This window comes from Algoriphagus aestuariicola, assembly GCF_017254835.1.
GTDB classification, from domain to species: domain Bacteria; phylum Bacteroidota; class Bacteroidia; order Cytophagales; family Cyclobacteriaceae; genus Algoriphagus; species Algoriphagus aestuariicola.
Genome location: NZ_JAFKCW010000002.1, coordinates 442,589 through 468,442, shown reverse-complemented (window position 1 = coordinate 468,442; position 25,854 = coordinate 442,589). Strand labels below are relative to the sequence as shown.

At 47.4% G+C, this 25,854-nt stretch carries 21 protein-coding genes; 17 read left to right on the top strand and 4 right to left on the bottom strand.

Annotation, left to right across the window (positions count from 1 at the left end):
• Positions 1–35: 35 nt before the first annotated feature.
• From J0A67_RS09265 to J0A67_RS09235, 7 genes are all read left to right on the top strand, one after another.
• Positions 36–713, top strand: a complete 678-nt coding sequence (locus tag J0A67_RS09265; RefSeq protein WP_206569030.1) for a response regulator transcription factor — start codon at positions 36–38, stop codon at positions 711–713.
• Positions 710–1,996 (top strand): sensor histidine kinase, encoded by a 1,287-nt coding sequence (locus J0A67_RS09260; RefSeq protein ID WP_206569029.1) that lies wholly within the window; start codon positions 710–712, stop codon positions 1,994–1,996. The genes J0A67_RS09265 and J0A67_RS09260 overlap by 4 nt, the downstream gene beginning before the upstream one ends.
• Positions 1,997–2,059: 63 nt before the next feature.
• Positions 2,060–2,875, top strand: coding sequence for an HAEPLYID family protein (locus J0A67_RS09255; protein WP_206569028.1), 816 nt, complete (start codon positions 2,060–2,062; stop codon positions 2,873–2,875).
• Between the two features lie 87 nt (positions 2,876–2,962).
• Entirely contained in the window at positions 2,963–3,412 is a 450-nt protein-coding gene (locus J0A67_RS09250; protein ID WP_206569027.1) for a PepSY-like domain-containing protein, read from the top strand.
• A 180-nt stretch (positions 3,413–3,592) separates the two neighbouring features.
• Positions 3,593–4,144, top strand: coding sequence for a LemA family protein (locus J0A67_RS09245; protein ID WP_206569026.1), 552 nt, complete (start codon positions 3,593–3,595; stop codon positions 4,142–4,144).
• A complete protein-coding gene (locus J0A67_RS09240) occupies positions 4,145–5,857 on the top strand; it encodes a DUF2207 domain-containing protein (RefSeq protein ID WP_206569025.1) in 1,713 nt (570 codons plus the stop codon).
• Positions 5,858–5,899: 42 nt separating this feature from the next.
• A complete protein-coding gene (locus tag J0A67_RS09235; protein ID WP_206569024.1) occupies positions 5,900–6,283 on the top strand; it encodes a VOC family protein in 384 nt (127 codons plus the stop codon).
• Between the two features lie 3 nt (positions 6,284–6,286).
• Here J0A67_RS09235 and J0A67_RS09230 read toward each other — a convergent pair whose 3' ends face one another.
• Genes J0A67_RS09230 through J0A67_RS09220 form a run of 3 tightly spaced genes read right to left on the bottom strand, consistent with a single transcriptional unit; the run spans position 6,287 to position 7,580 of the window.
• Positions 6,287–6,745 carry a DinB family protein gene (locus tag J0A67_RS09230; protein ID WP_206569023.1) on the bottom strand — a complete coding sequence of 153 codons (459 nt, stop codon included), beginning with the start codon at positions 6,743–6,745 and terminating at the stop codon, positions 6,287–6,289.
• Between the two features lie 12 nt (positions 6,746–6,757).
• The gene (locus J0A67_RS09225) at positions 6,758–7,261 is read right to left on the bottom strand and encodes an SRPBCC family protein (RefSeq protein ID WP_206569022.1); all 504 of its coding nucleotides are present in this window, start codon (positions 7,259–7,261) and stop codon (positions 6,758–6,760) included.
• Positions 7,239–7,580 carry an ArsR/SmtB family transcription factor gene (locus J0A67_RS09220; RefSeq protein WP_206569021.1) on the bottom strand — a complete coding sequence of 114 codons (342 nt, stop codon included), beginning with the start codon at positions 7,578–7,580 and terminating at the stop codon, positions 7,239–7,241. Before J0A67_RS09220 ends, J0A67_RS09225 begins: the two co-directional genes overlap by 23 nt.
• Positions 7,581–7,957: 377 nt before the next feature.
• Between J0A67_RS09220 and J0A67_RS09215 the strand changes: the two genes are divergently transcribed.
• The 8 genes from J0A67_RS09215 (at position 7,958) to J0A67_RS09180 (ending at position 23,526) form a co-directional block, all read left to right on the top strand.
• A complete protein-coding gene (locus J0A67_RS09215; RefSeq protein WP_206569020.1) occupies positions 7,958–8,149 on the top strand; it encodes a cold-shock protein in 192 nt (63 codons plus the stop codon).
• A gap of 414 nt (positions 8,150–8,563) precedes the next feature.
• On the top strand, positions 8,564–9,625 hold the full coding sequence (gene fbaA, locus J0A67_RS09210) for a class II fructose-bisphosphate aldolase (RefSeq protein ID WP_206569019.1): 1,062 nt from the start codon (positions 8,564–8,566) through the stop codon (positions 9,623–9,625).
• A 224-nt stretch (positions 9,626–9,849) separates the two neighbouring features.
• Positions 9,850–11,334 carry an alpha-amylase family glycosyl hydrolase gene (locus J0A67_RS09205; RefSeq protein WP_241265126.1) on the top strand — a complete coding sequence of 495 codons (1,485 nt, stop codon included), beginning with the start codon at positions 9,850–9,852 and terminating at the stop codon, positions 11,332–11,334.
• A 315-nt stretch (positions 11,335–11,649) separates the two neighbouring features.
• A complete protein-coding gene (locus J0A67_RS09200) occupies positions 11,650–17,037 on the top strand; it encodes a CHAT domain-containing protein (protein ID WP_206569017.1) in 5,388 nt (1,795 codons plus the stop codon).
• Between the two features lie 31 nt (positions 17,038–17,068).
• Complete coding sequence (locus tag J0A67_RS09195; protein WP_206569016.1) at positions 17,069–17,968, top strand: TIR domain-containing protein; 900 nt, start codon at positions 17,069–17,071, stop codon at positions 17,966–17,968.
• 344 nt (positions 17,969–18,312) lie between these two features.
• A complete protein-coding gene (locus J0A67_RS09190; RefSeq protein ID WP_206569015.1) occupies positions 18,313–21,357 on the top strand; it encodes a SusC/RagA family TonB-linked outer membrane protein in 3,045 nt (1,014 codons plus the stop codon).
• 12 nt (positions 21,358–21,369) lie between these two features.
• On the top strand, positions 21,370–22,713 hold the full coding sequence (locus J0A67_RS09185) for a RagB/SusD family nutrient uptake outer membrane protein (RefSeq protein ID WP_206569014.1): 1,344 nt from the start codon (positions 21,370–21,372) through the stop codon (positions 22,711–22,713).
• Positions 22,714–22,869: 156 nt separating this feature from the next.
• Positions 22,870–23,526: a Crp/Fnr family transcriptional regulator gene (locus J0A67_RS09180; RefSeq protein WP_206569013.1), complete on the top strand. Its 657-nt coding sequence runs from the start codon at positions 22,870–22,872 to the stop codon at positions 23,524–23,526.
• A gap of 2 nt (positions 23,527–23,528) precedes the next feature.
• Here the strand turns inward: J0A67_RS09180 and J0A67_RS09175 are convergent, their stop codons facing one another.
• Positions 23,529–24,332 carry a universal stress protein gene (locus J0A67_RS09175; RefSeq protein ID WP_206569012.1) on the bottom strand — a complete coding sequence of 268 codons (804 nt, stop codon included), beginning with the start codon at positions 24,330–24,332 and terminating at the stop codon, positions 23,529–23,531.
• A 189-nt stretch (positions 24,333–24,521) separates the two neighbouring features.
• On the opposite strand from J0A67_RS09175, the gene J0A67_RS09170 reads away from it, so the two are divergent.
• Complete coding sequence (locus tag J0A67_RS09170; RefSeq protein ID WP_206569011.1) at positions 24,522–25,328, top strand: sulfite exporter TauE/SafE family protein; 807 nt, start codon at positions 24,522–24,524, stop codon at positions 25,326–25,328.
• Positions 25,329–25,462: 134 nt separating this feature from the next.
• Entirely contained in the window at positions 25,463–25,798 is a 336-nt protein-coding gene (locus J0A67_RS09165) for a rhodanese-like domain-containing protein (RefSeq protein WP_206569010.1), read from the top strand.
• Positions 25,799–25,854: the final 56 nt, after the last annotated feature.

The window sequence follows — 25,854 nt, the reverse complement described above, 5'->3', positions numbered from 1 at the left end:
AATTCTTTCCCAAATTCGATAACTACCTTTGAGCTATGAAGGTACTGATCGTGGAGGACGAGATAGAACTGCAGAAGACCCTGGCCGATTCGTTGCGAAGGGAGCACTTTGTGATAGAGACAGCGGGCGACTTCGAATCCGCAAGCGAAAAATTGGCCCTATACGACTACGATTGTGTCCTTTTGGACATCATGCTTCCCGGAGGCAGTGGCCTTCGTCTGCTCGATGAGTTGAAGGAGACTGGCAAGTCGGGCAACTTGATCATCATTTCTGCGAAAGATTCTCTGGACGACAAACTGAAAGGACTGGAGCTAGGTGCGGACGACTATCTGACCAAACCATTTCACATCGCTGAACTCAATGCCCGCGTGAAGGCGGTATTGCGGAGAAAGACGCTCAACGGTCGGAATGCCATCGAGTTTTCGAATATTCTGTTGGACTTGGGTGAACGGCAGTTTTTGGTCGACGGGAAGGATGTGGCTTTGAACCGGAAGGAATTCGACGTACTCAATTATTTTTTGCTCAACAAAAACCGCTTGGTCACCAAAAATGCCCTCGCGGAACACGTTTGGGGTGACCACATCGACCAGGCGGACAATTTTGACTTCATCTACTATCAGATCAAAAACCTTCGAAAGAAACTCCAATCTGCAGGCGCTGGGATTGAAATAGAGGCGATCTACGGCATCGGTTATAAGTTGGTCGAAAAATGAAACTCCTCAACCAATCCCTCAAATACCTATCCGTTTCCATCTTGCTCATTTTGGGGCTGTGGGCGGTTGTTTTTTATTTCAACATGCTTCGGGAGATCAAAGAGAGCGTGGACGAGGGGCTGGAAAATTATAAGCGGCAGATAATCCGAAACGCAGCGGAAGATTCGAGCCTTCTGGCAAAACGGGACTTTGACGAGGGACTTTTCACCATTTCGGAAATGTCGAAGCGTGAGGCTCTGGAAGCAAAAGACAGCTATCTCGACACATTGCTCTATATGCAGGACCGTGACGATGAGGTGCCCGAGCTGGAGCCAGTGAGGATGCTGGTCACGGCTTTCGAGCTGGACGGGCGATATTACGAGCTGAAAATGATTAACCCGATGGTAGAGGAGGATGATCTGGTCAAAGAGCTTTTTCTGGAAGCGATTTGGCTCTATCTGATCCTGCTGATTGCCATAGTCTTTGTCAACAATCTGGTGCTTCAGAGACTATGGAGACCTTTTTACGACTTTTTGGAACAGCTGAAAAACTATCGGATAGGAAAGAGCAAAGTTCAACCTAAAGCGGAAACCCAAATCAAGGAGTTTAAAGACCTACAAACGGCGGTCAAAACCTTGCTCCAGCATGCCATAGAGTCCTACGAACAGCAAAACCAATTCATCGGCAATGCCTCACACGAGCTGCAGACTCCGCTGGCCATTGCTACCAACAAGCTGGAGCTCCTGATCGAAAATGGAACTTTGGAAAGCGGACAGGCGGAGAGCGTCGCCGAAGTGCTGAATATCATCGGTCGAATGGTAAGACTGAACAAGTCTCTGCTGCTCCTGTCGAAGATCGAAAACAGGCAGTTTTTGGACAACCAAACCGTCTCTCTGAACGAAATTGCTCGACAGGCGGCCGGCGACATGGAAGAAATCGCGGATTTCAAAGGTGTCCAGATTGTGTTGGAAAGCCAGGACGATATTTTGGTGGACATGGATCCTTCGCTCGCAATCACGGTCATATCCAATCTATTGAGGAATGCCGTATTCCATAACATCGAAGGCGGACTTGTCAAAATCGAACTCAGGGAAAGCCGCATCAAGATCTCCAATACCGGCCAAGTAGAGTCGCTCGATGGGCAGCATATTTTCGATCGTTTTTACAAATCCGATTCAAGCCAGGCTGGCACCGGCTTGGGGCTAGCTATCGTCAAGGCGATTTGCATCTTGTACGGCTTTGAAATTTCGTACCGAATGGAGGGTGGATTGCACTGTTTCGAGATAGATTTTAGAAAATCCTGAAAATTGTTTCTTTCACCTTTTTGATTCCCGATTGTTTCCCAAATCCGGCGGTTGTTTTACCTCATGGAAACGATCAAAAAATACTTTTCAGCCTTAGTGCTCTCGGCACTTGCCTTGGCTGGCTCAGTTGATGGTTTTGCACAGAACCCAGCAAAACTTCCCAAGGTCCATCACGCCGAACCGCTCTACATGGATTTGGTGAGGGATCTGGGTGCCAGAAAAGGCGAAAAGGAATTTAACCTTGGGACTGAGCTCAAGGATAGGTTTGGGTTCAATCAATACACTTTTCTGGCAGAATATGAGTTTGCGCCGATCAATCGGCTGGGATTGGAGGTGGAGGCCGACTTCAACATTTACAAAGCCACTCACTGGAGTGGTTCGGAGTTGCCGGGTAACAAGCTGGAAGGACTCCGCTTTTCCTCCCAGTATTCATTTTTGGTTTCTGTCAAGTATAAGGCCACGCTTGCTCTAGGCTATACCCAGATTCTGGAACTGACAGACTTCAATGACTATGGAGAAACGAACCTGATCTCGGGCACGGTATTCAATCCGTTTTTTGTGGCGGCCAAGCGCTGGGGAGAAAACTTTCACACCGTAGTCTACACCTATCCCATGATCGAGAGGAGTTTTGGGGAAAATACCACGGAAGTCGCTTGGGGGATCAACACGTCCCTGCTTTACTCCATCCCGACGACCAGCCACTTTGTTGGAGTGGAGCTGAACAAGGAGATCGATCAGGGTCATTTCGCAATGACGATCCGGCCCCAGGCCAAAATCAGGGTGAATGAGCGCTTGGCTGTAGGCATGGTCACCGGCTTTCCAGTCCACAAGTCCGGCGAGCGCTTCAGTTCTTTTTTCCGCCTGATCTATGAACCGTAGAAAGTCAAAAGCGAACCCTGTTTACGATTCCCAAATCCTTCCAGAATTGACCTTTTACTTTACACTAAAACTAAAACCAAAACTACTATGAAAACATACGTCATAATCATCGCCCTTGCATTGAGTCTTTTTGCCAGCCAGTCATTCGCGCAGGATATTTCCCAAAGCCAAGTTCCTTCACTCGTGGTAAACGAATTTCAGCAAGCCCATCCCAAGGCACTGGATGTAGAATGGGAAATGGATGGGGGACATTACAAAGTGGAATTTGTGATTGGGTTGCTGGGAACAGACCACGAGATATGGTATGACCAGACAGGTAAAATCCGGCGCCAAGAAGAGGAAATCTCCAAAGCTGATCTACCCAAAGCGGTGCTCTCCAAAATCAAAACCAACTACGATGGATACCGTTTGGATGATGTGAAAAAAATCAGTGTGGGCACGGAGATAATCTATACTCTTGAGGCAAAAACGCTGATGGAAGAGTGGAAACTGGCCTTTGACGAGGTTGGAAATGAATTGAGTAAAATTGCCGACTAAATAGGCTCTGGAAAGGGTCGATAGCCCAAATCTGCCGATAGAGCGAGGCTTTGCTGGAATGATGCCGGCGAGGTCTGTGCCCTGTCCGCGGATTTTTTGGTTTGAAAGGGCTTCAAGATTCGTTCGCGTTCCCGCAAATTTTTATCTTCAAGTGATTTTTAAATACTTAACCGCACTGAAATGACACTTCTCATCATCGGAGTTCTCGTACTTCTCCTGGTTTTTTATGCAATTGGAATTTATAACAAACTCGTCAGGCTGAGGACGCTGGTGGAGGAAGCTTGGAGTGGAATCGATGTACAGCTCAAGAAGCGATACAATCTCATCCCCAACTTGGTCGAAACAGTCAAGGGCTACGCAAAGCATGAGCAGGAGACCTTCGAAAAAGTAGTCCAGGCCAGAAACCTTGCCCAGTCAGCCACTGGTGTGGAAGCACAGCAGGCGGCTGAAAACCAACTCAATAAGGCCTTGGTTAATCTTTTTGCCTTGTCAGAGCAGTATCCGGAGCTAAAGGCCAACCAGAATTTTCTCCAACTCCAAGAGGAACTCTCCGTCATCGAGCAGGATATCGAGAAGTCCAGGAGATATTACAACGGCACGGTGCGGGAAAAAAACATTCTCGTCGAATCCTTTCCCAGCAGTATCGTCGCCAACATGTTTGGATTTGTCAAGTCCAAGTTTTTCGAGCTAGATAGCGAAGTAGAACGATCAGTGCCTCAAGTCAAATTCTAAATGAAGCGACTAGCATCCGTCGTATTCGGGTTTTTTCTGTCAGTGACACTTTTCGCGCAGGAAGAAAAGCTCGAGGAATTCAATGCCACCATTCTCATTGATCCGTCGGGACTCGTTACCGTCTCGGAAACCATCGTTTATTCGACCGAGCTGAGTGGGAAGCGCGGAATCATCCGCTCGCTTCCACTGACTCGCGTGGACGGTCTTGGCGATGCAGCGAGAAATGATTTTTCAATTTTATCCGTCAAACGGGACGGAATGGACTCTCCCTATCACACCGAAAGAGAAAATGGGCACCTTTCGATTTATGTGGGAGAGTCGACTGTGTTTTTGGATCCTGGAGAGTATGAATATGAAATCACTTATACCATTCCGGAGCAGATCCGTTTTTTTGATGCGCACGATGAATTGTATTGGAACGTAAATGGTACGCAGTGGCCATTTTCTGTCGGAAAATTAAAGGCTGAGATCTTCCTCCCCGAGGGGGCTGAATTGATCCAAAAGACATGCTACACGGGGCAGTATGGAAGTGCCGAAAGTGCGTGTCAAAGCGCTGAAAACGGAAAAGTAGTCACATTCGAAGCAGGGCCAATGGCTCCCTACGAAAACCTCAGCATAGCCGTGGGTTTTTCCAAGGGAATCATTGCAGCTCCACCACCGCCGGGATTTTGGCAGCGGTACGGATTCCAAACATTGACTTTGGGTATCGGGGCGCTCCTGTTGGCCTATTATCTACTTACTTGGCTGAGGTTCGGGATCGATCCGCCAAAACCGACTGTTATACCGCTTTTTGATCCGCCTGCCAACCTTTCACCAGCTTCTGTCGGGATGGTGAGCAAGGGGTTTTATTGGCAAGACTTTGTAACCGCGTCCTTGGTCAACCTGGCGGTGAAGGGCTATCTCAGGATAGAAGAAAAGACGAAAGAGTCGCTTTTCGGGCTTTTTAAGCAGAAGGAATTTGAGCTGGTTCAGGAAAAGCTTGACGGAGGTGCGCTGCCAAAAGAGGAGGCTCGCCTACTGTCCACACTGTTTTCATCGGGTCAGCGAGTCACGCTCAACGGAAAGTACGATCCGGTCGTGGGTAAAGCGGTGGAAAATTTCCAATCCAGTCTGAGCTCTCAGTGGAATTCATTGATCTATAGGGGATTCAATCTGAAGTTTTGGATTCCGCCTTTTTTGTTGATGGCCGGGTATATTGCGGTACTCGTGTGGTGGGAGGACTATTTTGTGTTTCAAGAGAAAACGCTGCTCCTGACCGTGTTCCTCTTGTTGAATTTCGTTCTGTTCCTGTTTTACCAATGGTTGATCCGAAAACCTGCCGAACAGAAACTCAAACTTAGAGCTGAGATCGAAGGGTTTAAGATGTACATGGCTGCCGCTGAGGAAAAAATGCTGCAATTCAGCAATCCTCCAGAAATGACTCCAGAAAAATTCGAGGCATTGTTGCCTTATGCGATGGTCTTGGATGTCGAGGAGATCTGGGGGGAGAAGTTCGAACAAAAGCTCAAACTCAGTGCAGAGCGTCCGGAGTACCGGTCTAGTTGGTATCACGGAGGAATGATACAGCGGGCCACTTTTGCCCATATGCTCAACTCGAGTCTTTCCAATACGATGAGCCAATCCAGCGCCAAACCTTCAAGCCGTGGAGGTGGCTCTGGGGGAGGGGGATTCTCTGGCGGGGGCGGCGGTGGCGGCGGCGGCGGAAGCTGGTAATTATTCAACCATTCTTTAAACTTAATTTAAATACTACCGATCATGAAAGAATTCAAGCCCAGCGGGTACAATTCCCTTTCTCCCTATTTTATTGTCAATGACGCGCCGAGGTTTGTTCAGCTTCTCCAGGACTTGTTTGGGGCCGCCGAGCTCCGGAGATATGAAATGCCTGACGGAAGAATCATGCATCTGGAGCTTCGGCTGGACGACTCGGTGATCATGGTAAGCGAAGCAACTGCAGAGTATCCGGCCAACAGTTTCTTGCTGCACTTTTACGTGCCCGATGCCCAAGAAGTCTACGACCGGGCAATCAAGCTGGGCTGCGAGGGAATGCAGGAGCCAGTACAAAAAGAAGATCCCGATCTGCGGGGAATGTTCCGGGACTACAACGGAAACGTGTGGTCGGTCGGAACCCAAATGGAATAGCTTTTATAATGGCTTGGCCAAGATCACGATTTGGCCCAAATGATAAGCCTCATGCTGTAATATCCCCATGATGTGCTCATAATAGCTCATTTGGTTAGGTGGATAGATCCGCTGGTAGGAAGAGGTGTCTATTTTCTTCAAAAAGTCAATCCACTGCCTGTGCAGGGTATCAAATCGAAGAAGTGTTGCCTGCCAGGCCGTTTCGCTGGTGTCAGGCACCGGGTAGATGTAGTTGTTGGCTGGAGTTTCGAGGATCTTGCCCTGCAGCCTTTGCATGACGTTGACTTTCCACTCGATGAGATGGTTCACGATCTCCCAGATCGTGTTGCAGTTGGGGAGGGGGCGTCTGCCTGCATCGGCTGCCGAAATGCGAAGGAGGGTGCCCTGGACTGGAACGTCAATCCAGGACTCCCCATTGTATAGTTTTTCGAACAAGCTGACGATACGATCGTTTTCTTCCATATTTACTTCGGTTTAGCTTCGGGTTTTGAGGTATTCGTCGAGATTTTCCAAACCCATCGCAAAACCTTCTTTGAAACCCATTTGGATAAGTGATTCCAAATCCTCGAGGCTATTGAACTCTAGCTCTATTTCCACGAGAGTCGTATCATTTTCCGTACCGGAAAACTGGTTTAACCAGCTGACGATGGGTTTTGAGTCGTTGGCTATCGCATTTTCGTCGCAAAAGGCATCCTGACCGGAAAAGCTCTTTTGGCTTACGATTTTTTTGAAATCAAAAAGACACCAATGCCGCTCTCCCTGAGGGCTGACCATGGCATAGTGCCAGCGGCCCCCTTCCCTGAAGTCGATGGATTTGGTTTCTGTACGCCAAGGCTTGGGAGCCCACCAAAGATCGAGTATTTCAGGATCTGTCCATGCCGTCCATACTAGCCCCAATGGGGCATCAAAGCTTCTTTTTACGGTGATTTTCTGGTTTTCCTTGTCAACCAAAAAGTCAAATAAGGCTGTCTTTTTCATTTTTTTTCTGTTTTAACGTTGCTAATACTTGGTCTAATTGTTCAAAACGTTTGGCTACCAATTCCCGGAATTGGTCGAGCCACTTTTCTATTTCTTCCATTTTTTCGGTTTGCAGGTGGTAGTAGATTTCCCGGCCTTTTTGGTTTTGGTTTAAAAGTTCGCTTTCGGTCATCAGACGGATATGCTTGGAAACCGCTTGTCTAGTGATGTCAAAATGATCTGCAATCGCGTTCGGCGTCATCGGCTGGGTCGCCAACAATAATATGATGGCGCGTCTTGTGGGATCGGCTAGAACCTGGAAAATATCTCTCCTGAGCATAGTGAAGTTCCGGTTTCAAAATATGGCTTCCCAAAAAAGGCAGATTGGGAAACCATTCGGTTGCTAATTTAAGACAAGAAACCATTCGGTTGCAAATAAATTTGTGTTTTTTTTCGAAGCGGGATTGCCAAGCCTGGTCTGAATCAGTCTCTCAAAGTGTACGGAAAGGTGTGTTTAACAGGGGGGTGTTCGCCTAACTTCGGAGATCTTAGGCTCGGTATTCTTTTAAATCTTAGTCGCACAAGCATGGATATCAGTCGAAAAACAGGCTTTTTTCAAAAAAAAGCTTATAAAAATCGCTGAAAATCAGTTTTATACTTTTTATACTCTTAGCTTTGAGTCGGCGAATAGCCAATTAATAATATCAAATTTTACCAATGAATACTGGAACAGTAAAATTCTTCAACGAGGCCAAGGGATTTGGCTTCATAGTTGACAATTCCTCAAAGGAGGAGATTTTTGTACACGTTAGCGGCCTGATCGACAAGATCCGTGAAGGCGACACAGTTTCTTATGATACTGAGCGTGGCAAAAAAGGGATGAATGCAGTGAATGTAAAGATCGCCTAAGATCTTTGCATCTTGAAAATAGGATTCTCGGACTATTGCAGGCCGGTTTTTTCTAAGTTCAACTCCACCGGTTAGCATCGGTCCGACTTTAGTTCATAGTCCAAAGGGCTATGAACTTTTTTGTTTTTGTCGGGTGGCAAGTTGGCGTAGGGCCCCGGTTTTTTGATAGCAAATGCCAAGGAGCGACCTTCAGTCAGTCATGAATCAAATCTAACTTTCATCCTTGCTGGCGCGGCAGGAGTGTTTTGTCGCTGGCTACAATCGTACTATGGGAGCGGAAAGCCAAGCCCCATACAACATTTTAGACTTTCACTTTGGAAGAAATCAGGCTGGGATTTCTATCTTTGGTGCTTTCCATGTCGAGAGAAGACCTATTGGTGCTTCTCAGAAGAAAAAAATCAAACCTAAAACACTATGAAATTCAAGCCTGGAGTAAAATACGGGGAAGAGCTTAAAGACCTTTATGCTTACGCAAAGGAAAACGAATTTGCCTATCCTGCGGTCAACGTGATCGGGACCAATTCCGTCAATGCGGTATTGGAAACAGCCAAAAAGGTAAATTCTCCTGTCATCATTCAGTTTTCAAACGGCGGAGCACAGTTTTTTGCGGGAAAAAGCCTTCCCAATGACAAACAACAGGCTAGCATCGCTGGAGGAATCTCCGGCGCGCAACATGTACACCAAATGGCCGAAGCCTATGGCGTTCCGGTGATTTTGCATACCGACCATGCGGCATTGAAGCTTTTGCCTTGGATAGACGGATTGCTTGAAGCTGGCAAAGCTTACTATGCCGCCTACAAAAAGCCGCTTTTTAGCTCCCACATGCTGGATCTCTCCGAAGAGCCATTGCACGAAAACGTCGAAATCTCTTCCAAATACTTTGCTGAGTTTACCAAGCTTCAGATGGCCATCGAAATCGAGCTTGGAGTGACTGGTGGCGAAGAAGATGGAGTGGACAATTCCGACGTGGATTCCTCTCGCCTGTACACCCAGCCTGAAGAGGTAGCCTATGCCTACGAGCACTTGAAGAAGATTGGCGATCTATTCACGATAGCTGCGGCGTTTGGCAACGTGCACGGCGTTTACAAGCCGGGCAACGTCAGCCTGAAACCTATTATCCTGAAAAACTCACAGGACTACATCAACGCAAATTATGGTACAAATGGGAAACCTTTGAACTTCGTGTTCCATGGCGGGTCCGGTTCGTCCGTTGAAGAAATCCGTGAAGCCAATTCCTACGGTTCGATCAAGATGAATATCGATACTGATATGCAGTGGGCTATGTGGGAAGGAATTCTTAATTTTTATAAGAAAAATGAAGGCTATCTGCAAACCCAGCTGGGCAATCCAGAAGGCGCTGACAGTCCAAATAAGAAATATTACGATCCACGCAACTGGCTGAGAAAGGGTGAAGAGAACTTTGTAAAGCGTCTCGAGCTCGCCTTTGACATGCTGAATGCGATTGGCAGAAACTAATCCTAGATGCGATGAAGAAGAAAGTCACCTGAAAAGGGTGACTTTTTTTGTGGGCTTGGGTGAGCAAAGAAGTTTAGTTGTCACCCCGAGTAGCCGTATAGGGCGGAGATTAAGAAGAATTGCCGTAGCTTGTTAGTAATGTAAGTATTATGAAAAAATCCCTTCTGATCTTATCTATTTTGACTACTGCCTTTAGTTTATCCTGTAGCGAATCAACACAGTCAATGCCAGAAGTCGAAAATTATTGGCCAAACGCAGGCATTACGTACGAGATTTTTGTCCAGTCCTTCTACGACTCCAATGGGGACAGCATCGGGGATTTTAATGGGGTGTCACAAAAGCTGGATTATGTAAAGGAGCTGGGAGCCAATGCGATATGGTTTATGCCGATCATGCCTTCGCCGACTTATCACAAATACGACGTCACCGACTACAAGGCGGTGCATCCAGACTATGGGACGATGGAGGATTTCAAGAAACTTGTCTCTGAGGCACACAAGCGGGACATCAAGATCGTGATCGACCTGATCATCAACCACACCAGCAGCGAGCACCCTTGGTTTCTCGAAGCTAAGACCGGTCGGGAAAATCCCTATCGGGATTACTACGTATGGGCCCAAAAGGACACTATTGCCGATTTTTTGGACAAGAAAACCGTGACGCTCGATTCGGACAACATTCGTCAATGGCATGACCCGGGTTCAGGAGAGGATTTCTACTATGGATTTTTCTGGGGAGGAATGCCGGATTTGAATTTTGACAATCCAAAGGTACGGGAGGAAATCTATGGAATCGGTAGATTTTGGCTGGAGGAAGTGGGGGTTGACGGTTTTAGACTAGATGCCGCCAAGCATATTTTTCCGGATGACAGGCCCTTGGACAACCATGAGTTTTGGGGTGAATTTCGCGCAGAGATGGAATCCATCAAGCCGGATATCTATCTTGTGGGAGAGGTGTATGACAAAAAGGAAATCGTTGCGCCTTACCTGCCAGGCTTGCCCGCATTGTTTAACTTTGACTTTCACTACACTTTGATCAAAGCCATGAACGAGGGAGAGGGGATGCTGCTACCCCGTATGCAGAAGGAGCTCTTGGATTATTACCAGGGTGTAACGCCAACTTTTATCGACGCAACTATCTCATCCAACCATGACCAGCCTCGCCTTCTCAATGAGCTGGGTTCTGACCCGGCCAAGTATAAGCAGGCAATCGCCGTTTTGCTTACCATGCCCGGCGCGCCTTATTTATACTATGGGGAAGAGATTGGTATGCTGGGATTGAAGCCGGATGAGCACATTCGAGAGCCATTTTTGTGGGATGAGAAGACAAAGGACAGGGGGCGCACGCAATGGATAACGGCTAAATACAGCACGGATTCTACGGTCACGCCGCTTGAGCTGCAACGAAAAGATCCCAATAGCTATTTTCACCATTATAAGAGCCTGATTGCACTGCGCAATTCTCATCCCGCCCTTGCTATCGGAAGCTTGGATCTACCTACAGGTGAATTGCCTAAGTCAGCGATGGTCTATTTTAGACGTCTGGGCAGCCAACAGGCCTATATAGTTCACAACTTGGGCAAGGAGGAAATAGAAGTGCCGATTCCCGAGGGATTTGATAGCCACATTTTTGGGTTGGGGGAAGCTGAGCTGGTTTCAGGCGCGGTGAAGTTGAAGGGGAATGCAAGCCGGGTGTTTCTGAGCCAGTAGTTTTATTGGGTAGGGTAGATTTTGAGTAAATCAGGATTTCTAGTTGATGGTTTTTTGGAGATAAGGCATTAGAATCTATTTCGGTGTGGCCTTGCCTCTCGGGGTTAAGAACTTATTTTTATTTTTTGAAAAGGAGCAGAATTTCAGCATTGCGAAGTCTGAAAACTCCCAATTTTCATATTGCATCCGACCGAATAACTTTCTAGATTTAATTGTTTGTGAATCTTTCACTTATCGGCCTGTGAGCGGAGAGGATTTTTAGTTTGGCTGGCAGGCTCGGCGTTTTTTCCACCGTTTTTAAGAATCTCTTACATCATGTCAACTTTCAAGATCAGGCTTAGAGGCCAAGAACTGCCCAAGGAAATTTCCCAAGCTGAAGACCAGGCGATGGGCTACTACAACATCAGCAGGATATTCACAGTCGAAAGCTCAACTCGCAGCGATGTACCGGAGCAAATCGTCGAGCTCGGGGATGATGAAGTATTGGAGTTGAATTTTGAGGACAACTCGGTTTGGCTCGGAGATGCCGAATCCATCAAGCAGATTTTCGCCAAGGAACTCAAGCGGGGTGGGGACGGAGACGAAGTATATCTCTCTGGACAGATCGAGACCGATGAGCAGGATAGGAGCTTGGTCCAATCTGTAGTCATCAAAGCGGCCAAGGTTTTTGTGAAAAACCAGGTGATCCGTCCAGGTATTCGGCAGCTTGCGACAAAGGCGGAAAATTCGGCGTTGAAATATGCCGGAAAAACCTTTGAAGACGATGGGGCGGCAGTCGTGCTCTCTGTCAGTGAGGATTTTGATTTGGGCTTAGCCGATTTTTCAAAAGTGGACTTGGGTAAAAAGTGCCTTTTTTTCATCCACGGAACAGGCTCTTCCACTTTGGGGTCTTTTGCGGAGATGAAAGGCACGCCGGAGTGGAAGGCGATGGTTGAATTCTATGGCAAAAATAACCTGTTGGCGCTGCAGCATCGCACGCTGACCTGCAGTCCTTTGGAAAATGTGTTAGCAGGTCTGGAAATACTGCCAGCTGGTATTACGCTCGATCTGGTAACGCACTCCCGTGGAGGCCTGGTGGGAGATTTGTTCGCACGGTTTGCTTCCCACGCAGAGGGCTTCGGAGATACGGAAAAGAAAGTCCTCAAAGACAATGACCGGGAAGAAGATCTCGATACGATCCAAAAAATCGCTGACCTGATCTCCAAGAAAAAGATCACGGTCGATCGCGTCGTCCGGGTGGCTTGTCCGGCAAATGGGACCACGCTCGCGTCCAAGCGACTGGATATGTTCCTGAATGTAATCATCAATCTTTTGGGAACAGCCATCGGCAGCGTATCCAATCCGATATTTGCCACGATGAAGGAGTTGGTGTTGGCGTCGATCGAGACCAAAGACGATGTCGCCGTACTTCCCGGACTGGAATCCATGAATCCCGAGTCGCCATTTATCAAGGTCCTCAATTACCAAGCAACAGCTTTGGAGATTAATTCCAAGCTGATTGTGGTGGCAGGCAGCAGTGAGTTGAGTGTTTCGCTGAAGAGCCTCGTCGTGCTCGTGGGCAAATTCTTTTTCCGGGGTAAAAACGACCTAGTAGTGGATACCGCCAGTATGGAATTTGGCGCAAAGCGAAAGCCCGGCAACGTCTTCCTGTATATGGAGGAAACCGGCGAGATCGATCACATCAAATATTTTAAGACGCCGAGGGTAAGAAAGATGATCCAGGCTGCCTTGTTTGGCAACCCTGAGGAGTTTGCTGGCAAAAGCAGAACGGATGGGATTACCTTCCTCCGGGGTGACTACCGGAGCCAAGAACGTGGTGGCTTGTTTCTGGAAGGGGGAGTGTACAAGGGAACAGACATCAGCGGCAAGAAGCCGATTTTGATCCTGTTGCCAGGCATCATGGGATCCAACCTGCGAGACAGCCAGGATTTGCTTTGGATAAAATATACCCGGTTTTTGACCGGGGATTTGAAGTACCTGCTTCCTTCTGATATTGATGGGATTTCAGCGGATTCACTGATCAAAACCTCCTATGAGAAGCTGGGTGAGTATTTAAGCAAAAACTACGATGTGGTCGCCTTTCCATTTGACTGGAGGCTCGGTATGGAGGGCAATGCCAAGCTTTTGAATACCAAAATCCTCGAACTGATGAAGCTCGGGCAAACCATCAAGATGATTGGGCATAGCATGGGAGGGGTGCTGATCCGGGATTTTATTCTTTATCATCCTGATACTTACAAGCAACTGAATGATCGACCCGGATTCAAGATTCTATTCCTTGGCTCACCTTTGGGTGGCTCATACAGGATTCCTTACGTCCTTTTCGGCAGGGACGGAATCATCAAGCTACTGGGCAAAATAGACATCACCAATACTTCCAAGGACTTGATGAGCGTCTTTGTCAATTTCCCCGGCATCCTCGCGCTGCTTCCGATCAACAAGTCGGGCAAGCATGACTTTTCCGACAGGAAGTTTTGGGAAAAGCTGCGCAAAGCCTCGGGAGACGATTCTTGGCCGATTCCAAATGACAGTGACCTGAAGACTTTTGGCAAATACCAAGAGCTGATCCTCCAGCAGGAAAGTAAGATCAGCTACGAAAATATCTATTACATCGCCGGGCAAAGCCGCAAGAAAAAATCGACGATTTGTGATCTGGAAATCAAGGATGAAAAACTCCATTTCTATCAAACAAACCGTGGCGATGAAAGTGTGACTTGGGAAAGTGGCATACCCAAAGGGATCGTAGAGTCTAAGCACCTATACTATGCGAATGTGACCCACGGCTCGCTTTCGGCAGAAAAGAAAATCTTTGGGGCAATCGAGGACATCCTGACCCAGGGTAAAACGGGCCGTCTCCAAAATGCACTTCCTGTTGGACGGGGTGATGAAAAAAGCTTTCCTGCCAAGGAAGAGGAGGTTTTTGATATCAGTGAGCAGAATACGGTGGCAACGCTGCTGGGTATCGGTGGAGAGGGAGAGGAGCGGGAGCACGAAGCTCCGATCCAAGTTAAGGTCTGTCATGGAGATCTCACCTATGCTGACTACCCGGTGCTGGCTGGGCATTTCCAGTTTGACGCCATTTTGACTACAGAGCGAGTCATTGATGGTAAGCTCGGAGGAGAGCTTTCGAGGCTGTTGAGTCTGGGACTCTATCCCGGACCTGTCGGCACTCATCAGATTGTCTTGACTAAGGACATTACTACCGAGGAGAAGTTATTCAAGGGCACAGTGGTGGTGGGATTTGGCGTCCCGGGCGAGCTGACACCATTTCAGATGATGGTGACCGTTTCCAAGGGAGTGGCGCGATACCTTACGATCCGCAATATCCGCGATGACGATACTACCCAGCCAAAAGAAAAAGAAGCTCCCAAAAAGACCGAAACGCTTGGCATCTCTATTCTCGCGTTGGCGACATCCTATGGCGGTTTTTCCAGTGATACCTCCATCAGGTCGATTATCTTGGGGATTCAGGATGCCAACCGTAATATTCGCAAGACCTACAACAACAAGGTGAAGGTCATCGAGGAAATCGAAATTATCGAACTGTACCAAGATCGCGCGCTTGGCATACTGAGGACGGTTAAAAACCTCGAGCAGGACGAAAGCCGGGAATTCAACATCAGCGTACCCAATCTTTGGCTGAATCCGAAAATTGGACGCTTGTCAAGAATCCCACATGACAATACTTCGGACTGGTGGACACGTATCAAGGTGACCGAGGAGACGATCGACGAGGAGTCCAAGACAGGCTTTGGCAGAACTATCCGCATGGCATTGGCTACCAACGGGGCAAGCGAAAAAGAAATCCCGCTTTTGACCAACGTCAGAAATATTGAGAGTCTGCTTGTGGACATGACGCGTCGAAATCAATACGAGCCCGAGATTGCGAAAACCATGTTTGAGCAATTGATCCCCTTTGAATTCAAAGAGGATCTCAAGCGCCAAAACAACATCACCTGGGTGCTCGACAAACGAACTGCGAACTTCCCTTGGGAGATGCTCCAAGAAGATCTGAACGGCATGCCACTTTGCATCCACTCAGGGATGGTCAGGCAGCTGGCGACCACCAATTTCCGAAGGCTTTCGACTACCGTTCAAGACAAGAGGGCCTTTGTGGTTGGCGATCCCGACTTGAAAGGATATATGAGCCAGCTAAAGGGAGCGGAGCGGGAGGCGAGCCATGTGGCAGAAAAACTGAAAGATGCGGGCTTCGCATCGGAAGTGCTAATCAACAATTCGGCACCCCAAATTATCCTGAAGCTCTTTACCCAAAACTATAGAATCATCCACCTTGCAGGACACGGCGTATTCAATGCCGACCCCAAAAAGCCCACTGGAATGGTGATTGGCGACGGTTATTTCCTGACTCCAAGTGATATCGCCCAATTGAGCAAAGTACCGGAGTTCGTTTTTGTAAACTGTTGTTACCTGGGCCATACAGATGCTTTCTCTGAGGAAATGACACACAATAGAAACAGGCTGGCGGCAAATATCGGTACCCAGCTTATCGAAATTGGCGTGAAGGCCGTCATCGTGGCGGGTTGGGCTGTGGACGATAGCGCCGCCTTCGATTTCTGTAAGAGATTTTACGAGTGCTTTCTTGGCGGCTCGGCTTTTGGTGAAGCGGTGAAGTCGGCTAGAAAGTACGTTTACGAAAACCATCAGGCCCGTACCAACACTTGGGGAGCCTATCAATGCTACGGCGATCCTTTCTATAAGATCGATGGCCCATTGACGGGTAGCAAACCAGGAAAAAGCTTCTTTCTCAAAGAGGAAGTGGAGATCGAATTGGATAATCTTCGCTTCCAGCTGGAGTCCAAGAATGTGACACCCGAGGTCGCAAAGAGGCGGCTCAGTGAGCTAGAGGAGGGATTTCAGCAGGCTAACCTTTCGAGTGACAGAATTCTCGAATACCAGGCGGATGTCTATGCCAAGTTGGGGGATTATGCGAAGTGCAAGAAGTCCTACGAGCAGTTGTTTCTGAACGAGCGAGCTGGCTTTAGTTTTAAAGCAATTGAACAGTATTGCAACATTGCGGGCAAATACCTAGTTGAGCGGCTGCAAAGTGGGGAGAAGTTGGAAGACTTGGTAGTTACTATTGACGACATTATCCAAAAGCTACAGGGCTTGCTGGCGATAGGAAAGACTTCTGAGCGGTATAGTCTTCTGGGGAGTGCATACAAAAGAAAACTCATGTTGTTGAAATCCAAAGAACAGGTGCTTTTTACAGAGACGCTGCTCAATTCGGCGAACGCGTATTTTGAAGCCGCCAAAATCAAAGGTTTTTCAGATTCCTACGCGGTCAACAATTGCCTGCAATTAGGTAGAATTCACGAACTGGTGACTGGGGAGGGCTTGGATTTTGTCGAAGGGAAGGCAAAGTTGAGCTTGGCAAAGCTCATTTCTAGGTATAAAAATTCGGTAAATTCTTCCACAAGTTCCAAAAAGGATTTCTGGGATTATGCTGCCGAGTCCAATTTGATGCTGTCCGAGCTGATCCTTTCATTTAGCGAAAACAAAGCCGAAAAGGTGAAAAAGTCATACCAAGAGCTTTGGGCTATTGCGGGGAGCCCGTCCAACCAAAAAGCTGAGCTGGAGCATTTGGATATTTTGCTGAAGGGCCTAGCTCTGTCTTCAGCCGATGAGGGAACGAAAATTTTCTCGGAGCTGGATAAATTGAGAAATGGCCTCAGCATATCCTGATATGCCTTATTAGACCCAAGTTCAAATCGTCATGAATCGGAAAAGAAGGATATTTGTCAGTTTCGTAAATCCGGAAATCTTGGATCCTCGGAGGATGGAGATCCAAAAAGCTGTGATCAAGAAAATTGAAAATCAGGGCTTCGAGCCAGAGATGTTTTTTCACAAAGGCTCCGCTGCCTACCTCTCTTGGTCCTTTCAAAACCTGATAGAAATTATGGGTAGGTGTGTTGGAGCTGTGGTCATCGCCTTTCCGAGATGGGAGATCGAGGAAGAAGAAGGTGCAAGAATGCGTATCGTGAGTGAGTATGCACAGATCGAAGGGGCGATTGCCACAGTCTTGAATTTACCGCTTTTCATCATGGCCGAGCGGGGTGTGGCCGATCGAGGGGTAACCTGGACAGGTGCTGGGCACCCCATCCACTATATCCCTACCGATGCTAATGCGGACTGGGTAGAAAATTCCGCCTTCCTTCAGCGCTTTGGCATTTGGAACGACCAGGTCAGCCAAAGGTCTGATGTTTTTCTGGGATACAGCAGCAAAGCTCGCAACACTGCCATGTCGGTTCTCGCCTTCTTGAGGGATAGACTTGGGATCAAGGTCAGAAACTGGGAGATTGATTTTGCCGCGGCTGGAATCATCATAGATGAAATTGAGACGGCAAGTAAAGTGTGCAGCGGAGGGATTTTCCTTTTTACAAAAGATGATCAGTTGGAGGGAAATGAGATGAAAGCAGCACCTAGGGACAATGTAGTATTCGAGGCTGGTTTTTTTACCGCTGCCAAAGGGAGGGACAAAGTCCTAATCATATTGGAGGAGGGAGCGAAGATGCCCGCAGATCTCGGCGGAAACATCTATTTGTCCCTTCAAGACCGCGAGGACATACGGCCAATCGAGTCGGCGATCAGAGATTTTATCGAGAAAAGGATCTAGTTTTCTGATTGCGTTTTTGCCGTGGATCTGAGGATAAAGGATGACGTTTGGTAAAGGGTGTGTTTGGCGGGTCTTAACATCAATTTGGGAATCCCGCTCGGGAGTTGTTATTCGGACAACTCAGCCAGTTTTCTTTGGACTTTTTCATTTTTGAGTTCAAGAGAACCTTGAACTCAACGTTTTTTTTTGCGGCAAAATTAGAATTCAAAGAGGAGGTATTTTTGACCTGTTTTTGTTGAAAAATTAAAGTATTGACCTTGATAATGAGTGGTTTATGTAAAAAATAAACTATTTTGTATTGTGTTCATATAGACTTTTTTATAAACTAAACCAATTGATGTCGCATGAAACTCACGCTACTTACTGTATTGCTTGGATGGATTCTGTTGTCGGGAGAGATTCAAGCACAAGACAAGTCGGTCACGGGGACAGTGATCTCGGGAGAGGACAATTTGCCGATGCCCGGTGTCAATGTGTTCCTGAAGTCCGATCCGAACAAGGGGACCATAACTGATGTGGATGGTAATTTTTCAATCGAAGGAAATCCAGAGGATATTTTAGTGTTTTCTTTTGTCGGATTTCTCTCCCAAGAAGTGTTGATCGGAAATAACACATCCATTAAGGTAGTATTGGAGGTGGATGAGACCACCTTGGGAGAAATTTTGGTGGTAGGCTACGGTACGACCAACAAACGGGATCTCACAGGCTCCGTCGGATCGGTAAAAGGGGAGGAAATCGCACGACTCCCCATGGCGTCTCTGGACAATGCCTTGCAGGGCAGAGCCGCGGGCGTATTTGTCGCCTCACCTTCTGGAACGCCGGGTGCCGGTATTACCATGCAAATCAGGGGGAATACTTCCCTCTCGGCATCCAGCGAGCCGCTTTATGTCATCGATGGGATTCCCATTATTTCGGAGGATCTATCGGGTCTTTTCTCGGGTGGCCAGTCTACGAACTCCCTAGCGGATATCAATCCCGGTGACATAGAATCTATAGAAATCCTGAAGGATGCGTCAGCAACGGCTATTTACGGCTCCAGGGGCGCAAACGGGGTAGTTCTGATTACTACCAAGAGGGGAAAGACCGGTGAGGCTAAGATAGAGATCAATGGCTTATATGGTGTCCAGAGCATTACCAATGAAATCGAGATGCATTCCTCTCGGGAATATCTGGAATTGATGAACGATGCCATTCGTCAGGATATCCGAGCAGGAGAGAGCTATGGGTACGATAACATCACGGATGTTTGGGGGATGGATCCGGCAGATCCAGATCTTCAAAATACCCATTGGTATGATGCCATTTTTAGAAATGCGCCCATTCAGAGCTATGATATTTCAGCATCGGGTGGGACAGAGAATACCCAATACTACACCTCCCTGGCATACTTCAATCAAGAAGGAGTGCAGTTGGGAACTGGCTTTGAGCGGATTTCGGGTAGAGTAAATTTGGATACTCAGGTCAAAAGTTGGTTGAAGGTCGGGACTAATTTGAACTTGAACCGCACCATACAGGATCGGACCATCAACGACAATTCACTCTACGGTGTGGTGATCAATACCATTGCCGGAGATCCCATGATGCCGGTCTATGAAGAGGATGGAAGCTACGCGGATCCTTTTAGCTACTTTGGCTGGTGGATGCTGGACAATCCCGTGCTGATAGCCAATGAGTACTACCGATTTACGCGGACGGTAAGAAGTCTGGGAACAGTTTACGGCGACGCAACCTTGTCAGAGGGGTTGACGCTAAGGGGCTCCATGTCTATCGACTATACCAATTTGGACGATGAATCCTATACTCCGATCATATCCCGCGAGTCCCAAAATTCGGATTACAACGGTCAAGGAACCTATGGTTCAACTCAGGATTTTACATGGTTGGCAGAAAGCTATCTGACCTATACCAGGGATTTTGAGCAAAGACATTCCCTGACGGCGGTGGTGGGGTTGTCTTATCAGGAATCAAACCGAAAATTCGCTGATATCACGGCACAAGGTTATCCCAATGATCAGTTTACTAATCTCGCGGTAGCCTCCAGGGTTACAGCCGGGTCCACCAATGGAACCAACTGGGGCTTGGCCTCCTATTTTGCGCGAGTCAACTATTCCTATTTATACAAATATCTGTTCACATTCACAGGGCGAGCTGATGGATCTTCCCGGTTTGGCGAGAATTTTCGCTTTGGTTTTTTCCCATCCGGATCGTTTGCCTGGAGAATGGGGGACGAGGAGTTTATGCAGTCACAGGATCTGATTTCGGACTTGAAATTGAGGGTGTCTTACGGGATCACGGGAAATCAGGATGGCATAGGAGACTTTGCTTCGAGGGGCCTTTTTGGCGTGGCAGCCTATCGCCAGACCCCAGGCTTGGTTCCCACTCAATTGAGCAACAGCAACCTCTCTTGGGAGACGACGGCACAATTTGATTTTGGTGTGGACATGGGATTCTGGGGTGACCGGATAATGCTTTCAGCGGATTATTTCATAAAAACGACTGACGATCTGCTTCTAAACCGTCTGATTCCTGGGATTGCGGGTTTTACCACCGTTACCGAAAATATCGGCAAAATCGAAAATAGGGGATTTGAACTGACGCTGGGAGGGGTGGTACTGGATGGCCCGCTGGGCTGGAACAGTTCTTTCAATATTTCTCAGGTAAGGAATAAAGTGTTGGAATTGGAAGTGGATGATCAGATTGTCAATGACTCCCATATTCTTTCTGAAGGCCATCCGATTGGTACATTTTACCTGATTGATCACGAGGGGGTAGATCCCCAAACAGGAAATATGAAGTGGGTAGATGTCAACGATGACGGAGCTATCAACTCCGCTGATCGACGAATTGTAGGGAATGCGCAGCCTGATTTTTTTGGTGGATGGAACAACAACCTGAGCTACAAAGGATTCGATCTGGGCTTGTTCTTTCAGTTTGTGGTGGGAAACAAAATCTTCAATCACAGCCGAGCGTCGTACGAAAACCTCGGCTGGTCACGTATCGGAACGGGTTTTCCTTTGCCGGACGGAAACAACCACAAACTGGTCGATGAGCGCTGGATGGAGCCGGGAGATCAAGCTGAAATCCCAAGAGCTTCCCTCAGTTCGGTTAACTGGAGAGAGTTTTCTACCCGATGGCTGGAAGACGGATCATTTTTGAGGTTGAAAACCGTGACTTTGGGCTATAATTTTTCACCAGAGATGGTCGAAAAAATAGGTCTGAGTAAATTCCGTGTTTATATCCAGGGACAAAACCTGCTGACCTTCACCGGTTATACGGGCTTGGATCCGGAAGTAAATCAGGATTCACGGAATCCACAGGCGGCGGGAGCTGATTTTGGAACTTACCCGCAGACCAAGAGTTTTTCCATTGGCTTCAACATTGGGCTTTAATCTTAAGAAATCATGAAAAAAACAGTTTCAATATTAGCGGTGATACTTGGATTGGGGGCTTGTAACGTGCTGGAACAGGAGCCTCAGGACGCCCTGGATTCTAGTATGGCCTTGGTCGATGGAGCGTCAGCAAATGCCATTCTCAATGGGGTGTATAGCATCATGGGAGATGACTACTACTACGGTGTGGAGTATGTTCTCAACATGGATTTGATCGCCGATAATGCAATTTTTCAGGGATTTTACGATTCCCAATTTGAGATTGATCAGAAGACAGTTCCGTTCACCAATGTGTTTGTCACGGAATCCTGGCCAGTGATGTACCGGGTGATCAATTCGACCAACTTGCTGATTGAGGGTGTTCCTGGGCTGGATGATCCCAATTTCGCCAATGAAGAGGATGTACTTGGGCAAGCCCATGCCTTGAGGGCCTTGGCATATTTTGATCTGCTACGGGTGTTTGGAGAACATTATATCCCAAGTTCCGAATTTGGGCTTCCATTGTTGTTGTTGCCGATTCCGGAAAACGATTTCAATCGGATTCCGGCAATTCCTAGAAGTACTGTTGCGGAGACCTATGCACAGATCAACAAAGATCTGGATTTGGCTCTTTCGCTTCTTTCCGAATCCATGGATCCGGGAACAATGAACTATTACGCGGCCTTGGCCCTGAGAGCCCGGGTTGCGCTGTATCAGAAAGACTATGAAGTAGCAAAAGCCGCGGCCGATGAGATCATCGAAGAGGGTGGATTTGCCCTCGTAGACGATTTGGATGAACTGTACTATACCACCGAAATCACGGATGAAACGATATTTGACTTGGAGTTTAACGACCAAGATCAGAGTTCCTTCAATGACTACACCATAGGGAGAGACGAATACAACCTAGATGAAGATTTGATCCGGGCTACGGAGGCAGGAGATCAACGTGCGAATTATTATGGCTTCTCTAGAAATGCCAACCGGACCCTGAAGTATACGGACGGAACCAATGCAAACAACACAAAAATATTCCGTTTGGCAGAGATAATTTTAATTCGAGCAGAAGCTGCAGCGATGATTTCAGGAGATCCGAACAGCGGACTTACAGATATTAATACTATCCGTGGGAGGGCTAGCATCAGCCCGATTACGACCTTGGCCAGCATGGATGCCTTTATCGATGCGTTGCTTCAGGAGAGGAGGATTGAATTGGCTTTCGAAGGTCACCGTTTTTTTGATTTGGTGAGGTTTGATAGGGCGGAGGCAGTCCTGGGGATGCCAGATTTCAGAAAGATATTTCCAATACCAAGAAATGAGTTGCAGGTGGCTGAGCCGGGAACTTTAGTACAAAATCCAGGATACGAGACCTTGTAAAAATGGCTTTGCGATCTGGGTGACTTCCTTTTTGGCGAACGAATGGTTGGGAAAATAAAAAGAGTTATTCTGGTACAAGGACATGGGGTTTCCTCAGTGACATTTATCACTACATTGCTTAATAGGAAAACCGACTTTTGTGAATACCCAAAAACAATGACAGTTGAACAACTTCGGGAAGCTTTTCCCAACTTCACCGATCCCAATCTGCTGAAAGCCATCCTGAACTCGGGTCAAGTCATTTCCTTGCCTGCGGGAAAGGTCCTGATGGAGCCAGGACAATTCATCAAAGCGGTTCCGCTCGTTCTAGAGGGCTCGGCTAAAATCCTGAGGATGGACGAGGATGGAAAAGAACTCTTCCTGTATTACCTCGATCCTGGAGAGACCTGTGCGCTTTCCCTTACCTGCTGTTCGGCTTCCAAACCGAGCGAGATCAAGGCGGTGGTTGAAGAGGACGCCTTGATGGTTTTCATTCCCATACAAACCCACGAGCAGTTCTCGGAGGATTTCAGGCAGTGGAAGGATTTTGTGTCCACTACATATCAACGTCGCTTTCAGGAACTACTGGTTGCTTTGGATGCGGTTGCATTTAAGCGTATGGATGAGCGCTTGATGCGCTATCTGGTGACAAAAATGAAGCAGTACAAAGCCAACGAACTGCATACCACCCACCAGGAAATCGCCAACGAACTGGGAACATCAAGGGAAGTCGTGTCGCGTTTGTTAAAGCAGTTGGAAAAGAAAAAATGGATAGAACTTGGCCGAAACATTATCTATATCCGGGATGATTTTGAGGAATTGATCGCGAGATAACGTCAATTCATAATCAGAAGAGGAATTCGGGTATGGTAAGCCATTTCGATGGATTGGCTTTTTTGGAATATCTGCTCCCAGAGATTTTTGTGCTGGTGACACATCACCAGGATCATATGGTCATGTTCATCGAGGTATAGTTCCAAGCCTTGTGAAGCGCTGCTGGCGTAGAACGTATGGATTCTTACTACGGTATCTGGATACTTCTTTTGAAGATATCCCTCCATTCCCAAGACTGCCAAGTTCCCCTTGAAATCGGCACTGGTTTGAACGTGAAGTATCTCCAATCCGAGCCCCCAACGACGGGTCATGTCCACTATCCAGTCAATGAATTTTTCCTCATGGTTTGCAAATTCCAGCGCAAGTGTCACTTTTTTGATCTGTAAAATCTCAGCCTGGGCAGGGACGACAAGCACTGGGCAATTTGCCTCCCGTACCACGCTTACGGTCGTGGAACCTACCAGGCTCTTTTTAATGCCGCTCGCTCCTTGAGTCCCCATGACAATAAGCGTGGCCTCGCGCTCTGCTGCTAGTCTTGCAATATTAATCGATGGATTCCCCTCCAAGATTTCGTAGTCCATTTCAACTTCTGCTCCAGAATATCGATCCAAGGTCTCTTTTAGTAGCTTTTTCCCGTCAATATACATGGACTCGAGAATGTTTGCCGTCTGCGAAGCAAAGTCATAGGCAACATTGAGCACATGGACAAGGGTTATCTTGCCATCTCGTTTGTCGGCAATGGAAATGGCAAAATCCAATGCCTTCAATGAGTTTTCGGAGAAGTCCAGTGGGACGATGACGATCATTGCGGTTTGATTTTCACTAATTTAAGATTTTGTCGCCAGGTACGAAAGCTATCCACTGGTTTGTGAATGTGTCCGAGGCAAAGAGGATCGTCATGCAGTCCTCTCTGGTTTTTTATGAATTGTAACAATTGTTACCGCCATTGGCGGAGGCCACTCCTTACTTTTGTAGCATAAACAGAATGCATTGAAATGGACATTGTAAGCCTTTTGGGATTTGCGGCGGCGGTAATGATCGGAGTTAGTTTGGGACTGATCGGCGGTGGAGGATCCATCCTGACAGTACCGGTTTTGGTTTATATTCTGGGCGTTGATCCCCTACTGGCTACCGCATACTCGCTTTTTGTGGTTGGATCCACGTCGCTGGTTGGAGCCGGGACTTTTATGAAAAAGGGCTTGGTCAATTATAAAACGGCTCTGGTCTTTGCGATTCCTTCTTTTGTTGCCGTTTTCCTGACCAGAAAGTACCTCGTGCTCGCGCTTCCGGATCCTCTTTTTTTTGCGGGAGAAAGTCCAGTCTCTAAGAGCGTTGGGATCATGGTTTTTTTCGCCTTGATCATGCTTGCGGCGTCGATCTCCATGATCCGCAACAAAGAATGCGTGGATTGTGATGAAAATGAAAAAGTACGCTTCAATTTTCCCATGATAGCTCTGGAGGGCTCAGTTGTGGGCCTGGTCACTGGGGTAGTGGGTGCAGGAGGAGGATTCTTGATTATTCCGGCTTTGGTATTGCTGGCAAAACTACCGATGAAGATGGCTGTGGGTACTTCACTTTTGATCATTGCGGCGAAGTCCCTGATCGGATTTTTGGGGGATGTTTCTACCCAATCGATCGATTGGCAATTGCTCTTGGTGTTTACCGCTTTGTCAATAGGGGGGATATTTATTGGAAGCGCTCTTTCCAAAAAAATCAACGAAAAGGCTCTGAAAACAGGTTTTGGATGGTTTGTGTTAGTCATGGGGATCTATATCATCGGCAAGGAACTAATGTCGCTCTAATTTCCAAATAATGGCGCCAGCCCGGAAGAGATTCGGTAACGGATGAATATGATGAAGTCCAGTGCCTGTTGGGTGACAAATGTTACTGAACTCATGGATGCACATCAGCTAGCTTTGTGAATTCAAGTTCTACCATGTTCAGCCTTTTTAACACGACAGCGAGAAAATTCAAAGACATCCCAGCCGCTGTTTTTAAAGAATTGGCTTTCAAGCCTGATACTGAAATCCTGGATGTCAGGACAGCCGTGGAGTTTTCATCAGAAAAGATCGAAGGTGCCAGAAATCTCGACATCCGAAATCCGGATTTTTTAAACCAGGCCAGGAATCTCCCAAAAGACAAAACCTACCTAGTCTACTGTAGAAGTGGAAGCAGAAGTGGCCAGGCTTGTGAAATTTTGTCCGAGCTGGGATCTGAAAAAGTGAATAATCTTTCTGGCGGGCTTGTCAGGTGGCCTTTTGGGACGATCTAATTATTTACAGGTCATTTGTTTTTTTCAATAGTCCGCAATCCAATGTGGACTCCGAC

Bases quoted from the DNA above. Each gene is read 5' to 3' on its own strand.
- J0A67_RS09265 (WP_206569030.1), top strand. From the start codon at position 36: ATGAAGGTACTGATCGTGGAGGACGAGATAGAACTGCAGAAGACCCTG.
- J0A67_RS09260 (WP_206569029.1), top strand. From the start codon at position 710: ATGAAACTCCTCAACCAATCCCTCAAATACCTATCCGTTTCCATCTTG.
- J0A67_RS09255 (WP_206569028.1), top strand. From the start codon at position 2,060: ATGGAAACGATCAAAAAATACTTTTCAGCCTTAGTGCTCTCGGCACTT.
- J0A67_RS09250 (WP_206569027.1), top strand. From the start codon at position 2,963: ATGAAAACATACGTCATAATCATCGCCCTTGCATTGAGTCTTTTTGCC.
- J0A67_RS09245 (WP_206569026.1), top strand. From the start codon at position 3,593: ATGACACTTCTCATCATCGGAGTTCTCGTACTTCTCCTGGTTTTTTAT.
- J0A67_RS09240 (WP_206569025.1), top strand. From the start codon at position 4,145: ATGAAGCGACTAGCATCCGTCGTATTCGGGTTTTTTCTGTCAGTGACA.
- J0A67_RS09235 (WP_206569024.1), top strand. From the start codon at position 5,900: ATGAAAGAATTCAAGCCCAGCGGGTACAATTCCCTTTCTCCCTATTTT.
- J0A67_RS09230 (WP_206569023.1), bottom strand. From the start codon at position 6,745: ATGGAAGAAAACGATCGTATCGTCAGCTTGTTCGAAAAACTATACAAT.
- J0A67_RS09225 (WP_206569022.1), bottom strand. From the start codon at position 7,261: ATGAAAAAGACAGCCTTATTTGACTTTTTGGTTGACAAGGAAAACCAG.
- J0A67_RS09220 (WP_206569021.1), bottom strand. From the start codon at position 7,580: ATGCTCAGGAGAGATATTTTCCAGGTTCTAGCCGATCCCACAAGACGC.
- J0A67_RS09215 (WP_206569020.1), top strand. From the start codon at position 7,958: ATGAATACTGGAACAGTAAAATTCTTCAACGAGGCCAAGGGATTTGGC.
- fbaA (WP_206569019.1), top strand. From the start codon at position 8,564: ATGAAATTCAAGCCTGGAGTAAAATACGGGGAAGAGCTTAAAGACCTT.
- J0A67_RS09205 (WP_241265126.1), top strand. From the start codon at position 9,850: ATGCCAGAAGTCGAAAATTATTGGCCAAACGCAGGCATTACGTACGAG.
- J0A67_RS09200 (WP_206569017.1), top strand. From the start codon at position 11,650: ATGTCAACTTTCAAGATCAGGCTTAGAGGCCAAGAACTGCCCAAGGAA.
- J0A67_RS09195 (WP_206569016.1), top strand. From the start codon at position 17,069: ATGAATCGGAAAAGAAGGATATTTGTCAGTTTCGTAAATCCGGAAATC.
- J0A67_RS09190 (WP_206569015.1), top strand. From the start codon at position 18,313: ATGAAACTCACGCTACTTACTGTATTGCTTGGATGGATTCTGTTGTCG.
- J0A67_RS09185 (WP_206569014.1), top strand. From the start codon at position 21,370: ATGAAAAAAACAGTTTCAATATTAGCGGTGATACTTGGATTGGGGGCT.
- J0A67_RS09180 (WP_206569013.1), top strand. From the start codon at position 22,870: ATGACAGTTGAACAACTTCGGGAAGCTTTTCCCAACTTCACCGATCCC.
- J0A67_RS09175 (WP_206569012.1), bottom strand. From the start codon at position 24,332: ATGATCGTCATCGTCCCACTGGACTTCTCCGAAAACTCATTGAAGGCA.
- J0A67_RS09170 (WP_206569011.1), top strand. From the start codon at position 24,522: ATGGACATTGTAAGCCTTTTGGGATTTGCGGCGGCGGTAATGATCGGA.
- J0A67_RS09165 (WP_206569010.1), top strand. From the start codon at position 25,463: ATGTTCAGCCTTTTTAACACGACAGCGAGAAAATTCAAAGACATCCCA.